General features: G+C 41.1%; 12 protein-coding genes. 5 read left to right on the forward strand and 7 right to left on the reverse strand.

Annotated features, from left to right (window positions below):
• Positions 1-6: 6 nt before the first annotated feature.
• Both fabI and mgtE read right to left on the reverse strand, forming a co-directional pair.
• The gene (fabI, locus tag J7I90_RS05985) at positions 7-780 is read right to left on the reverse strand and encodes an enoyl-ACP reductase FabI (protein WP_214769171.1); all 774 of its coding nucleotides are present in this window, start codon (positions 778-780) and stop codon (positions 7-9) included.
• 133 nt (positions 781-913) lie between these two features.
• Positions 914-2,290 (reverse strand): magnesium transporter, encoded by a 1,377-nt coding sequence (gene mgtE / locus J7I90_RS05990; RefSeq protein ID WP_214770132.1) that lies wholly within the window; start codon positions 2,288-2,290, stop codon positions 914-916.
• A gap of 122 nt (positions 2,291-2,412) precedes the next feature.
• Between mgtE and prpE the strand changes: the two genes are divergently transcribed.
• Entirely contained in the window at positions 2,413-3,156 is a 744-nt protein-coding gene (gene prpE / locus J7I90_RS05995) for a bis(5'-nucleosyl)-tetraphosphatase PrpE (RefSeq protein WP_214769174.1), read from the forward strand.
• A 91-nt stretch (positions 3,157-3,247) separates the two neighbouring features.
• Here the strand turns inward: prpE and J7I90_RS06000 are convergent, their stop codons facing one another.
• The 3 genes from J7I90_RS06000 to yjbM are packed head-to-tail and all read right to left on the reverse strand — an operon-like array spanning position 3,248 to position 5,644.
• Entirely contained in the window at positions 3,248-4,162 is a 915-nt protein-coding gene (locus J7I90_RS06000) for an RluA family pseudouridine synthase (RefSeq protein ID WP_214769177.1), read from the reverse strand.
• Between the two features lie 17 nt (positions 4,163-4,179).
• Positions 4,180-4,974, reverse strand: a complete 795-nt coding sequence (locus tag J7I90_RS06005) for an NAD kinase (RefSeq protein WP_053534153.1) — start codon at positions 4,972-4,974, stop codon at positions 4,180-4,182.
• A 49-nt stretch (positions 4,975-5,023) separates the two neighbouring features.
• Positions 5,024-5,644, reverse strand: a complete 621-nt coding sequence (gene yjbM, locus J7I90_RS06010) for a GTP diphosphokinase (protein WP_095390113.1) — start codon at positions 5,642-5,644, stop codon at positions 5,024-5,026.
• Between the two features lie 319 nt (positions 5,645-5,963).
• Between yjbM and J7I90_RS06015 the strand changes: the two genes are divergently transcribed.
• The 4 genes from J7I90_RS06015 to J7I90_RS06030 all read left to right on the forward strand — a co-directional run bounded on the left by J7I90_RS06015 (position 5,964) and on the right by J7I90_RS06030 (position 8,760).
• Complete coding sequence (locus J7I90_RS06015; RefSeq protein ID WP_214769180.1) at positions 5,964-6,542, forward strand: CYTH domain-containing protein; 579 nt, start codon at positions 5,964-5,966, stop codon at positions 6,540-6,542.
• A 22-nt stretch (positions 6,543-6,564) separates the two neighbouring features.
• Positions 6,565-7,233 carry a lytic transglycosylase domain-containing protein gene (locus J7I90_RS06020; RefSeq protein ID WP_311380706.1) on the forward strand — a complete coding sequence of 223 codons (669 nt, stop codon included), beginning with the start codon at positions 6,565-6,567 and terminating at the stop codon, positions 7,231-7,233.
• 232 nt (positions 7,234-7,465) lie between these two features.
• A complete protein-coding gene (locus J7I90_RS06025; protein ID WP_053534150.1) occupies positions 7,466-7,870 on the forward strand; it encodes a globin domain-containing protein in 405 nt (134 codons plus the stop codon).
• On the forward strand, positions 7,867-8,760 hold the full coding sequence (locus J7I90_RS06030) for a ClpXP adapter SpxH family protein (protein WP_214769183.1): 894 nt from the start codon (positions 7,867-7,869) through the stop codon (positions 8,758-8,760). The genes J7I90_RS06025 and J7I90_RS06030 overlap by 4 nt, the downstream gene beginning before the upstream one ends.
• A 927-nt stretch (positions 8,761-9,687) precedes the next feature.
• On the opposite strand, the gene pepF is transcribed toward J7I90_RS06030, so the two are convergent.
• Positions 9,688-11,505, reverse strand: a complete 1,818-nt coding sequence (gene pepF, locus J7I90_RS06035; RefSeq protein WP_214769197.1) for an oligoendopeptidase F — start codon at positions 11,503-11,505, stop codon at positions 9,688-9,690.
• Positions 11,506-11,672: 167 nt separating this feature from the next.
• Positions 11,673-12,881, reverse strand: a complete 1,209-nt coding sequence (locus J7I90_RS06040) for a competence protein CoiA (RefSeq protein WP_214769199.1) — start codon at positions 12,879-12,881, stop codon at positions 11,673-11,675.
• Positions 12,882-12,922: the final 41 nt, after the last annotated feature.

Consider the following 12,922-nt stretch of genomic DNA (forward strand, 5'->3'; position numbering starts at 1 on the left):
TTACTGTCATCCGATTATATGGTAACCAGAATCCACATGGATATTTTCCCCGGTGATCCCGCGGGACATGTCACTTAATAAAAATACTGCCGTATCCCCTACTTCTTCTGGAGTTGTTGTGCGACGAAGCGGTGCTTCTTCTTCAATCTTCTTTAAAATGGTATTGAAGTCGCGAACACCTTTTGCGGATAGGGTACGGATAGGTCCCGCTGAAATAGCATTAACTCGAATGTTATCTTTGCCAAGGTCACTTGACAGGTAACGGACATTGGCTTCAAGTGAGGCCTTGGCCACTCCCATTACATTATAATTAGGCATGACCCGTTCACCGCCAAGATAAGTCATTGTGACGATGCTGCCACCTTCCGGCATGATTTCCTTCGCCGCTTTAGCTACAGCCGTTAAAGAAAATGAACTAATATTATGGGCAAGCAAGAACCCTTCACGGCTCGTGTTGACGAACTCACCGTCAAGTTCTTCCTTGTTAGCGAACGCGACACTGTGTACCACTCCATGAATGATACCTGTTTCTTCCTTAATCGTCGCAAAACATTTTTCAATGCTTTCATCCTTCGTTACATCACATTGTAAAATGATGGAGGGCTCCCCTTCCAATGTGGAAGATAGTTCCCTAACGCTTTTTTCCGTACGGTCTTTTCCGTAAGTGAAAACCATCTTTGCACCTGCTTTATGTAAGGAACGGGCAACTCCCCATGCAATACTTCTTTTATTCGCAACACCCATTATGACAAACGTTTTTCCCTCTAATGAAAAAGTCATCGTATGTGACCTCCTATTTTTAATACAAGTTATTAGTACCTGCTACTAATGACAGTATATCAAATTTCCTTTGATAAAAACACCGTTTTCTAAAGTCCTCTGGGAATGGCCCTCCAAGAGGGCCTTCTTTGACTTAAAGTAAATAGCCCATTAATAATGTTGCTAATCCGAAATAAATAAGAATACTGATAAGGTCATTTATAGTTGTAATGAAAGGACCTGAAGCTACTGCTGGATCGATTTTCATTTTATGCATGAGAAGCGGGACGATTGAACCGGCAAGTGTAGCAACGATTAGAGTTATGAAAATCGAAATACCGACCAATAATCCCAGCATTAAATCATTTTGCCAAAAATATACGATGAAAATGATGGCAATTCCACATGTCAGACCAATGATAAGGCCAGTTCCAGCCTCTCGAAGGACTAGTTTCCACTTGCTTTCCTGTTCTAATTCACCTGTTGCGATTCCTCTGACCGCTACTGCCAATGCTTGTGTTCCCGTATTCCCAGCCATGCCGCCAATCAATGGAATAAATACAGCCAGAATCGCTTTTTGGCTTAGTGTCTCCTCGAATCGCCCGATCAAACTCGCAGTCAGCAAGCCTAAGAACAAGAGGATGACCAACCATGGCAGCCGTTTTTTTGCAGCTGAAAATGGACTCTTATCAACATGATCCAGATCAGATATACCGGCGAGTTTAGAATAATCATCGGATGCCTCTTCATCCATGACATCAATGATATCATCAACCGTAATAATCCCTAACAGATGGTTCTGGAAATCGACGACCGGCACGGCAAGGAAGTTATAGTCCCTTATTTTTCGTGCCACCTCTTCCTGATCTTCAGATACAGGTACGGAAACTACCCTGTCATCCATTAAATCACCAATTAAAGCATCTTCATCTGCTATGATCAAAGTCCTGAGCGATAAAACACCAAGCAGCTTCTTATCCTGATCGGTAACGAACACATAATATATCGTTTCCGCATCCGGGGCTTCTTTTTTTAAGATCTGCATGGCTGATCGAGCCGTTTCATTTGCTTCAATGGCAATGAACTCTGTCGTCATGATACTTCCTGCCGTAGATTCCTCATAATTCAGAAGTTCCTGGATTTCGCTTGCCGCTTCATCATCCATGATGGTCAAATAGCTGACGGCCTGTTCATCATTGATTTCATTCAGGACGTCAGCAGCATCATCTGCATACATATGGGAAAGCATATCGGCCGCGTAAGAAGGATTCATTTCAGCCAACAGGCTTTCGTAATCCTCTTCATCTATTTCTATATTCTCAAAAAGGTCCGCCATTTCTTCCGGTGACAAATATGTGTAAATGACGGATCTGAATTCATCTGACAAGCTTGTATAAAATTGAGCCTGATCATAAGGATGCATTTCAAGGAACTCCGTACGAAACTGTTCTAGATTTTCCGTTTTAAGCGCTTCAAGCAAATACTCGTTATTCACTTGACTACTCTCCCGCTCCCTCTCCCGGTCCTTCATCTCCTCCATAATCATACACCTCCTAAAACATATTTTTTCATTTCCTCGTTTATATTTTATTTTTTTAAATAATACTATACTAATACCATAAACATATACAAAACAAACAAAGGATGTGTCAAATGAACATCGATATCATAGGGGACATTCATGGATGTTTCGCTGAATTCAGGCATCTGACCGAAAAAATGGGCTATACATGGGAGACTGGGGTTCCTGTACATCCCTCTGGACGGATTCTCGGCTTTGTAGGGGATTTAACCGATCGCGGCCCCAATTCCCTTCAAGTAATCGAGGTTGTCCATGAATTAGTCATTAACCAAAATATAGCCAGGTATGCCCCAGGTAACCACTGCAATAAATTGTATCGTTATTTTTCAGGCAATAAAGTGCAAATATCACACGGTTTAGAGACTACTGTAGCTGAATATGAATCACTGAACAGTCGGGAGCAGAAGAAAATCCGAAAAAAATTCATGGATCTGTATGAACGTTCCCCACTTTATCAACTCATTGATGAAGGGCGATTGATCATTGCCCATGCAGGAATTCGCAGTGACTATATTGGTCAATATAGCAGTAAAGTAAAAACCTTTGTCCTCTATGGTGATATAAATGGCTCCAAACATCCGGATGGGTCTCCGGTCAGGAAAGACTGGGCCAAATCATATAAAGGGGAATCTTGGATCGTCTATGGCCACACACCTGTCCCTGAAGCTAGACAAGTCAATCATACATACAATATTGATACAGGCTGCGTCTTCGGTGGAAAACTGACGGCTGTCCGTTATCCCGAAATGGATCTTCAAGAGGTGCCTTCAACCATGCCATATATAGCGGAAAAATTCAGGACATCTTTTGATTAACCAAAAAAACTCGCCATCTTGGTGAGTTTTTTTGCGTCCATGATTTTTTCAAAATCTTGAATCGTTCGTTTTATTGTGCCCCATTATAAAATCAGGAATCCCATCCTTTACTTCCATCGAGCAAACGGGACATATCTTCTGGCAACCCTTCTTGAAACAACATCATCTTCTTTGTGAAAGGATGTAAAAATTTCAGCTCAAAACAATGAAGGGCTTGGCGAGGGATACCTCTCCTGTTCCCTCCATATAAATCATCACCAGCCAGCGGGTGACCAATATGGGCCATATGGACCCTGATTTGATGTGTACGCCCTGTTTGGAGTTCCAAATCAAGGAATGTATGGGACTCTGTGTGTGCCAATACCTTAAATAGTGTACAGGCATGCCGGCCATCCTCCCTAACTTCCCGTTCGATGATGCTGGTCGATTTTCGTCCGATTGGCGCCACTATCTCTCCTACAGGTCCTTCAACGATCCCCTCAGCTATGGCTTGGTATCTTCGTTTAACCTGTCCTGATTTTTGCTGTTCACTTAATAGGTGATGGATATGCCGGTGCTTGGCAATTAAAACCAGACCTGATGTGTCCCGGTCAAGACGTGTAACTATATGGATCGTTGCCTGGACTCCCGTCTTCCTATAATAACCCGCCAAGCCATTCGCCAGACTGCCGTTGGGATGCTCGCGGGAAGGAATGGTATTCATGAAAGGGGGCTTGGCCACCACCAATACAAACTCATCTTCATACCTGACATCCAGGGGGATGGGTTCCGGTAAAAGGCCTTCACTTGCCTGCTCCGGCGGGAATATGACGGTGACGGTGTCACCTGTTTCAATCCGTTCCCTTACGGTTACTTCTTCGCCGTTCAACCGGATATATCCACCTTTAAACTTAATATCCGTTAATGCTCGTTTTGAAATATCGCATTTGCTGAGAAACTCTCGCAATAAAGAGCCAGAATCCTCTTCAGAAACCGACCAGGTCAAAGAAAAGTTTTGATTTGACATGAGGTGAGTCTATCTCCTTAATTAGCAATAAATGAATCATGCACTCTTTTCCAGAAAGGAAAAGGGCGGAATCTGGCAAATCGGATCTTTTCATCTGCCACCCGGCACTGTATCGACTTTACATTCTCCTGAAGCAAGGACAAATGGTCGACCGTAATTTGAAAATTGACCGCATTGACCGGCCTGAACATACATGTATGGTGTGCCGGCAGCAGAAGTGGAGATCCTACCGTTCTAAACACCCGGTTATTAATGGATGCCAATTCGGTAATCTGGATGGCATCGATTGATGGATGGACGATGGCCCCGCCAAGCGCCTTATTATACGCCGTGCTTCCAGACGGCGTCGCAATGCATAAACCATCTCCACGGAACGTCTCGAAATGCTGGCCGCGTATTTCAACGTCCATTACGAGCGTCCCTTCAACACTTTTGACTGTCGATTCATTCAAAGCCAAAAATCTGGCTTCCCGTCCTCCATGCTGATAACGGACAATCGTTTCGAGCAGTGGATATTCCACTATTTGAAATGGGGTTTTCGCTAATGCTATCACCAATTTTTCGATTTCATCAGGGGTCCAATCTGCATAAAACCCAAGATGTCCCGTATGTACTCCAACAAAGGCGGTTTTATCCAATCGATTCTTATAACGGTGAAAAGCATATAATAAAGTGCCATCACCACCGACAGAAATGACAATATCCGGCTGATCTTCGTCATATTCCAAATGAAAGTCCTGAAGATACGTTCGCATCCTTTGCATTAAAGTATTCGATTTCGCATCTCCTTTTGACGTAATCGCAAATTTCATGTAATCCCACCTTCAATTTAGATTTCTTCTCGTTTACCCATTTATTTGTTCAAGAATCTTTCTTCCGGGAAAAAAGACGCTGTGCTTCCTGGATTTCCGTACGGATTTGCGACATCTCTGCATCAAGCAGGAAGGCCGCTTCAGCTGCACGTTTGAGTCGCAGTTGAATATCTTCCGGGAAAATGCCTTTATATTTATAATTTAAAGAATGTTCAATCGTCGCCCAAAAATTCATCGCAAGAGTCCGGATTTGAATTTCGGCAAGGATATTCTTTTCACCATGGATCGTCTGGACCGGATAGCGGATTACAACATGATAAGAACGATAGCCGCTAGCTTTTTTATGGGAAATATAATTCCTCTCCTCGACTATCTCGAAGTCATTTCGACCTCGTAAAAGTTCAACCACCTGTTCGATATCATCCACGAACTGGCACATCATGCGAAGCCCTGCAATATCCTGGATCTCAGTTCCCAATTTATCAACGGGAATGTCCTTTAGGCTCGCCTTATCCAATATGCTGACAATCGGCTTTACCCTGCCTGTTACAAATTCGATCGGTGAGTGAATATTCTCTCTCTCAAACTGTTTCCTTAAACCCTTTAGCTTAACCTTCAATTCTTCGACAGCCTGAGTATAAGGCGCCAAGAAATCGTCCCAACTCTCCATTGCCACACCACCTATATCTATCTAAAAAGCGCCTGTTCAACTCTGGTATGGGCAGAACGCTCTCCTAAACCCAGCAGCCAAATGACTTTATGCCAATTCACCACTGGATCCTATTAAATCTTTCTCTAGCAAAAAATATGTATTAAATTTCTATATATACGATTGACCAATTCTCGTGCTCAACGTTTATATTTTATCATATCCTGCAATTGATTCCTAAATATTCAAGTACAATAGCAAAAAATTATTGAATTCAATTTGACAGCTGGAATGGTTCTTATATGATTAACCTAAGAATCAGCGAGAAAGGATGGGACACATGAACCAGCATATTGAAATTGAATTTAAAAACCTCTTAAGCGAAAAAGAATTTCATCAACTGATCGAATACTTTCATGTCGAGGCATCGAACTTTAAAACACAGAAAAACCATTACTTCGATACATTTGGATTCTCTTTGAAACAGCAAGACTCTGCACTTAGGATCAGGGAGAAAAATGGGCGATACGAGCTGACTTTAAAACAGCCCGCTACAGAAGGATTATTGGAAACGAATCAAGATATTCCTGAAGAAACCGCATATGGCTTCCTGGAACATAACATATTCCCTGATGGCGAGATCCGACATCTTATCCTCGAGTGCGGAATTGATCCAAAAGACTTTACCTGCTTTGGGACACTACAGACAGACCGTTTTGAATTTCCTTTCAAAGAGGGTCTACTCGTTTTAGACCATAGTTCGTATTTAAATCAGGAAGACTTTGAACTTGAATATGAAGTGACGGATGCAAAAGCCGGGAAAAAAAACTTCCTGACCCTCCTTGAAACCCTTCAAATTCCGGTAAGGGAAACCGAAAATAAGGTTAAGAGGTTTTATCGTGCCAAATTCCAGGAATAATCCTATTTGAATCCATTCGGAGGTGGAGAGTTTGAAAATCCAAGATTTCAAAACGTTTATGGAATTGCAGGCAATCCAGCAATTCACGAACGGCAACATAAAAAATACAAATTCATCTCGATCCGTTTTCCAGGACATGCTCTCGGCATTGGTTTCTGGTGATGCTCTAGTAGGCACTTCGCAGACATTGGGTTCCTTATTATCCAATGTGGAAATGGAAGCGAAGAAGTCCTTTCTACAACCCACCGGCCTGACACCCATGAGCATCAACCCGATTTCCGCTGGCCATGCTAACAAACAGAGCAGCGAAACCGCAACAAACTATGATCATATCATCAGCCAGGCGGCCAGTTTATATAATCTCCCGGAAAAACTGATTAAGTCTGTCATTAAACAAGAATCGAACTTCAACCCTGAAGCCACCAGTTATGCGGGCGCAACCGGCCTTATGCAGTTAATGCCAGCAACTGCAAAAAGCCTTGGGGTGGATGATGCAACCGATCCAGAACAAAACATCATGGGCGGGAGTAAATATTTAAGTCAAATGATGGCACGTTATGACGGAGACATTCAGGTTGCCCTTGCTGCTTATAATGCTGGGCCAGGGAATGTCGATAAATATAACGGGATCCCTCCTTTTAAAGAAACTCAGAACTATGTCCAAAAAGTTTATGGCACATTTTCAAGCTAAAGCAAACTGACCCTGTTTATTTATGACGGGTCAGTTTTTTCATGTCTAAATATGCTTATTCCACTACTCTGAACAAATGGTAAAGCTCCTCAAATGCTGTCATCTTCAATCATTTCCATGTGTCATACTACAGATGTAAAATTTTCTTTAAGCTATATATTTGTTATATCAGTACGTCATTGATAAAATATGAATAAATATCAACCATCTTTCTTTAAAAGGAGTAATCAACATGATGCAAGGGAACCCTACACCATATGAATTAATTGGAGAAGGGCAATTACACAAATTAATTGATGTGTTTTACTCCAACGTTAGTCAACACCCGGATCTGCAGCCAATATTCCCTGACGATTTAACTGAAACAGTCCGTAAGCAAAAACAATTTATGACTCAATATTTAGGCGGTCCCTCTTTATATACCGAAGAGCATGGCCATCCTATGTTGCGGGCTCGACATATACCTTTTGAAATTACACCAGAACGTGCGAAAGCATGGCTCTCATGCATGTATCAAGCCATGGACGAAGTTGGCCTTGAAGGTGAGATTAGAGAGTTTTTCTATCACCGCCTCTATTTGACGGCACAGCATATGATCAATACATCCGGAACTGACGGGAAAGGAGAAGACAGTTGAGCGCACAAAAACCAGTTTTCAATATTTCCGATTGGATCAAGACGCAGCATTGCTATGATATAGGAAAAAAGCCAATTGAAATTTATGTTTTTGTTGATCCGCTTTGTCCCGAATGCTGGGGCTTAGAACCAATTATTAGGAAATTACAGATAGAATATGGCCAATTGTTCAGTTTACGCCATGTTTTAAGCGGTAAAATCGATTCTCTTAATATGGGGAAAAATAAAAATTTTGAAAACATTGCTCAAGTTTGGGAAAAGACAGCCAGCCGCTCGGGAATGTCCTGTGACGGGAGCCTTTGGTCTGAAAACCCAATCTCTTCTCCATATACAGCTTCCATCGCAATAAAGGCAGCAGAATTGCAGGGCCGTAAATTGGCCATTCGCTTTTTAAGGCAGCTTCAAGAATATGTATTCATAGGTAAAAAGGATATATCCAATATCGAAGTCTTGACCGAATGTGCAAAAATAGTTGGATTAGATGTGGAGGAATTCCTTTATGACATCAATTCTTCCAGTGCAGCCAAAGGCTTTCAATGTGATATGAAAATCACAGGCGAAATGGAAGTGACTGAAATACCTTCCCTTGTCTTTTTCAATCAAAATATTGAAGAAGAGGGAATTAAGGTTTCAGGTGTCTATTCTTACGAGGTATATGTTCAAATTTTAGAAGATATGCTGAATGGTCTTCCAGCCCCCGCAACCCCTCCCTCTCTCGAAGAATTTCTAAGCTGTTTCAAACTAGTGGCCACAAAGGAGATTGAAACGGTTTATAATATGAGTAAGAATACAGTCGAGTTGGAAATGAAAAAGCTTGTTTTAAAACAGTTGGCAGAGAAAATTCCTGCTAAATACGGAACGTTTTGGAGATACACAAAGAAGCAGTCATGAATTTGACTGCTTCTTTGTTATATATTAAAAAGGAAAAACCATGCAAATCAAAAGATTGCATGGTTTTTTATTATAAGAAATAAGGGGATGGGAGAAATTTTCACGATCAAACAAAGGGGTATAAGTTTGTTTGTGATTCACTTCACAATATATAATATAACAGATAACCCATTTATGTTTCAACTGTATGTGTAACTTTTCACAATTTGTTCACAATATAATTTCCCTTCTTTTATTATCCCTTCTGGTATATATAGCTAAATAAGAGACGGTCTTAATTTTTAGGCCATACGTGTTTTGATATCTGATATAGTATGGGAATGCGTTTGTTTGTGAATCGTGTCACAATAAATATCTAAACATTTCTTTTTATTAATTCAGCTTACGTTCAACTTTTATTATTACCGGTACCATTATATTTCATAAAAATGAAAAACCCCAGCAAATCGCGAAATTTGCCGGGGTTTTCACCTATTTATACGATTAAGGGGATGGGAGAAATTTCACGACGAACAAACAAAGGGGTATATGTTTGGGATGTGATAACTTCTATATCTGTACTATAGCAGATTACACACCTTATTTGCAAGAACTTTGTGCGCAACTTCACATTATTGTCATATTCTTAGAATACTGCTTATTCTAAAACATACTATCTAATAATGAGCAGATGAGTTTTTACTGCTGCCAGGTTGGAGGTGACCAAATTGAAAGGCTTTATTCTACTCATACTCTTGATAGGGTCGCTATTTGTCCAGCTACTCGGTATCATGGACCTCATTCCTCTGTATTTTACCTCCCCTATTTTATTTTTTGTTTTGTTCATAATTCTTCATAGCTTAAATCAGAGAAATCGTTTTAAAGGATTGTGACGGACATCCAGATAAAGATGAAAAGGACCCGAAGAGTTCGGGTCCTTTCCACATCCTATTTATTCAAAAGTTCTTCCAACTCATTTAATTTTTCTTCGAATACATTCATGGCTTCTTGTACAGGCTCGGCTTTTGTCATATCGACGCCGGCCTTTTTGAGTACTTCAATCGGATAATCGGAACTTCCTGATTTCAAGAACTCCAGATACCTTTTGACAGCAGGCTCTCCTTCTTCAAGGATTTGCTTGCTCAATGCAGTTGCTGCACTGATTCCGGTTGCATATTGATAAACATAATAATTATAGTAGAAGTGTGGAATACGAGCCCATTCCAAACCGATTTCTTCATCAATGGTCACGTTCTCGCCAAAGTATTTCTTGTTCAGCTCATAATATTCCTTAGTAAGCATATCTGCCGTCAACGCTTCCCCATTTTGAGCTTTTAAATGAATTGTATGTTCAAACTCTGCAAACATCGTTTGGCGGAACAATGTGCCACGGAAACCCTCCAGGTAATGGTTCAGTAAATAGATGCGTTTCTTTTCATCTTCGATTGAATTCAGTAAATAATCATTCAACAGGTTTTCATTACAAGTCGATGCAACTTCCGCTACAAATATCGAATAATTCCCGTATGGATATGGCTGATGTTTACGTGTATAGTAGCTATGGACCGAATGCCCAAACTCATGAACGAGCGTGAATAAGTTGTTGACGTTATTTTGCCAGTTCATTAGAATATAAGGGTTCGTCCCGTATGTACCCGAAGAATAGGCACCGCTTCGTTTCCCTTTGTTCTCGTGCACATCGACCCAACGGTTTTCAAATCCCTCTTTCAAAACGTTCAAATAGTCCTCCCCTAGCGGAGCAAGACCTTTAAGGACATAATCTTTGGCCTCGTCATATGTCACTTCCATCTTCACTTCTTTAACAAGAGGAGTGAATAGATCATACATATGAAGTTCATCTAATTCCAGTACTTTTTTACGTAAATCAAGATAACGGTGCAGTAATGGCAAGTTGTCGTTGACCGTTTTAACGAGATTATCGTATACGGTCTCCGGAATGTTATTATTACTTAACGCCGCGTGGCGTGCTGAATCATATTTTCGAACCGTGGCATTGAAGTTGTGGTTTTTCACCTCACCTGACAGGGTTGAAGCAAATGTATTACGGAACTCCCCGTACTTGCTATATACCCCTTTAAATGCCTCCTCACGTACACGGCGATCTTCACTTTCAAGAAATCTGATATACCTTCCGTGAGTAATTTCCACTTCATTTCCCTCTTCATCCTTGATGGTCGGGAATTTCAGATCGGCATTGTTAAGCATACCGAAAGTATTGCCCGATGCATCGAGTACCTCTGATGCCTGCGCCAATAGTTCTTCCTGCTCTGCTGATAGGATATGGGGTCTCTGAAGATTAATTTCCTCTAAAGAATGTTTATATAATTTCAATTCTTCTTTTTCTTCCAAAAATCCTTCCACTTTACTTTCGTCAATACTCAATAGTTCAGGAACCATATATGAAAACGCAGCCGCTGCCTGTGCGTATAAAGCTTTTGCCCGATCCTCCATCCCTTGATAAAATGGATTGGTAGTATCTTGATCATTGCGCATATGTGAATAAGAATAAACTTTCCCTAGCTTCTCGAAAACCTCATCTTGAAGTTGGAGTGCCGCAAATAACTTTTCTGCACTTTCCCCCAACGTCCCTTTATGTGCCTCCGCTTTCTTGAGGTCTTCCTTTACCGCTTTGAAGGCAGCTTCCCAATCTTCCTCGGTTGCGAAGATATCTTCCAGTCTCCACGTATCTTCAGGAGCTATTTCACTTCTTGAAGGTAATGTATTCGTTTTTGTTTCCTGTGCCATAAAAATTCCTCCCCATTCTATAGAAACTTGCCCTCGGGCTAACTCATTAAACCGGATTGAACACTGCAATGCTTCATTCTGTTTAATTCCCAGTTCTTATTACTATTTCTCCATTCACAAAAATAATCCTGCCATTTCATCTGAATTCAAGATAAATTGAGATGTTATCACTGATTATACTGGATATTCCCCTTTTCCATCATCAATTTATGCTTATCATAGAAATCTTTTTCCAAAATTTGAGCTTGATCACTGGTGAAAGGAATGATAAATTCCTTTTCAACTTTAAAAACCCCTTCTTCCAGCCTTGATAGATAACCCAATTGTTCCAAAAGCATGATATATTGATCTATAGGATACTCGATGGTTTTTCCATGAAGCAATGGCAACGGTCTGAACTTTATTTCCCCTTTTTTTGAACGCTTTCTAAAAATGCGGATAATATCAGCCATATAAATCTTTTCCCCTGTTGTTTTCTCTTGAAACACATCCATGTATAACCATGCCTGCCATTCGATCGAGGCAGTTTCGATCAACAGCATCCCTCTGACGGGAACACCCACTTCAATTGGAAGTGTCGCAGGTGAAATATGATGTAAATATAGCGCTTCGAAAAAAGGATCGCATCTGCGTGCTGTTTTAACTCGGTGGAGGGACCAGCCATTACGTTTATATCTCCATACAGGCAGAAAAGGGAAATGAAAGCAGTTTTGGGGCACTGCCCGATTAGGGGGAAGGAGCTTTAGAGTAGCTGTTGTCAATTCGGCAAAGACGGTTCTGGGGGTAAAAGGAGTGAGGTTCTTCAATACTGATAAATGATCAGTTTCCGGGCAATACATCCAAAGAAACGGATGATGGAAGCTGCCGGTGACGAAGAGCCATTGGAAGCGGGATATACTGAATTCATAAAAGCTTTTCCTTTTTATGCTTTTTGCAGCGAGGATCCAGATTGGCTTGATGCCTATGCTTTGATAGGCTCTCGACCTTTCCATGAATTCCACCTCGGGGATAACTGAGCATTGAAATTCTATCGCATAGCGATTACCTCCGATCCGCACTAAAATATCAGCCCTTTTCTTAATTTCGGGAAGGTAGGCTTCTAGATCCACTTGATAACCATGTGATAAAAACCACTGAAACAATCTTCTTTTTCCCATTATATGATAGGCGGATTCCGGTTCTGAAGAAGCACGGCATGAAGAACTATTTTTATGGGCGAAATGCGGAACCCTTACGCTTCCCGCTTTGATGGTCAATTCCATCTTGCAGCATGGACAATAATAATCCGCCAATTTTCTCCATTCATCAATCTCGTTTGCCGGTATCTTTTCAGGGAGGGTAATCCAAGTCCCATCTTTATTTATCGCAGTTAGCATACATCTCCTCCTCATTCACTACATTCGCCTCATTCGCTTAG

Origin of the sequence: Bacillus sp. ISL-57, from assembly GCF_018613135.1 — a bacterium.
In the GTDB taxonomy this organism is placed as follows: Bacteria; Bacillota; Bacilli; order Bacillales; family DSM-1321; genus Peribacillus; species Peribacillus frigoritolerans.

Excerpts from the sequence above, each read along its gene's own strand:
- fabI (WP_214769171.1), bottom strand. The coding sequence starts at position 780 with ATGACTTTTTCATTAGAGGGAAAAACGTTTGTCATAATGGGTGTTGCG.
- mgtE (WP_214770132.1), bottom strand. The coding sequence starts at position 2,290 with ATGAAGGACCGGGAGAGGGAGCGGGAGAGTAGTCAAGTGAATAACGAG.
- prpE (WP_214769174.1), top strand. The coding sequence starts at position 2,413 with ATGAACATCGATATCATAGGGGACATTCATGGATGTTTCGCTGAATTC.
- J7I90_RS06000 (WP_214769177.1), bottom strand. The coding sequence starts at position 4,162 with ATGTCAAATCAAAACTTTTCTTTGACCTGGTCGGTTTCTGAAGAGGAT.
- J7I90_RS06005 (WP_053534153.1), bottom strand. The coding sequence starts at position 4,974 with ATGAAATTTGCGATTACGTCAAAAGGAGATGCGAAATCGAATACTTTA.
- yjbM (WP_095390113.1), bottom strand. The coding sequence starts at position 5,644 with ATGGAGAGTTGGGACGATTTCTTGGCGCCTTATACTCAGGCTGTCGAA.
- J7I90_RS06015 (WP_214769180.1), top strand. The coding sequence starts at position 5,964 with ATGAACCAGCATATTGAAATTGAATTTAAAAACCTCTTAAGCGAAAAA.
- J7I90_RS06025 (WP_053534150.1), top strand. The coding sequence starts at position 7,466 with ATGATGCAAGGGAACCCTACACCATATGAATTAATTGGAGAAGGGCAA.
- pepF (WP_214769197.1), bottom strand. The coding sequence starts at position 11,505 with ATGGCACAGGAAACAAAAACGAATACATTACCTTCAAGAAGTGAAATA.
- J7I90_RS06040 (WP_214769199.1), bottom strand. The coding sequence starts at position 12,881 with ATGCTAACTGCGATAAATAAAGATGGGACTTGGATTACCCTCCCTGAA.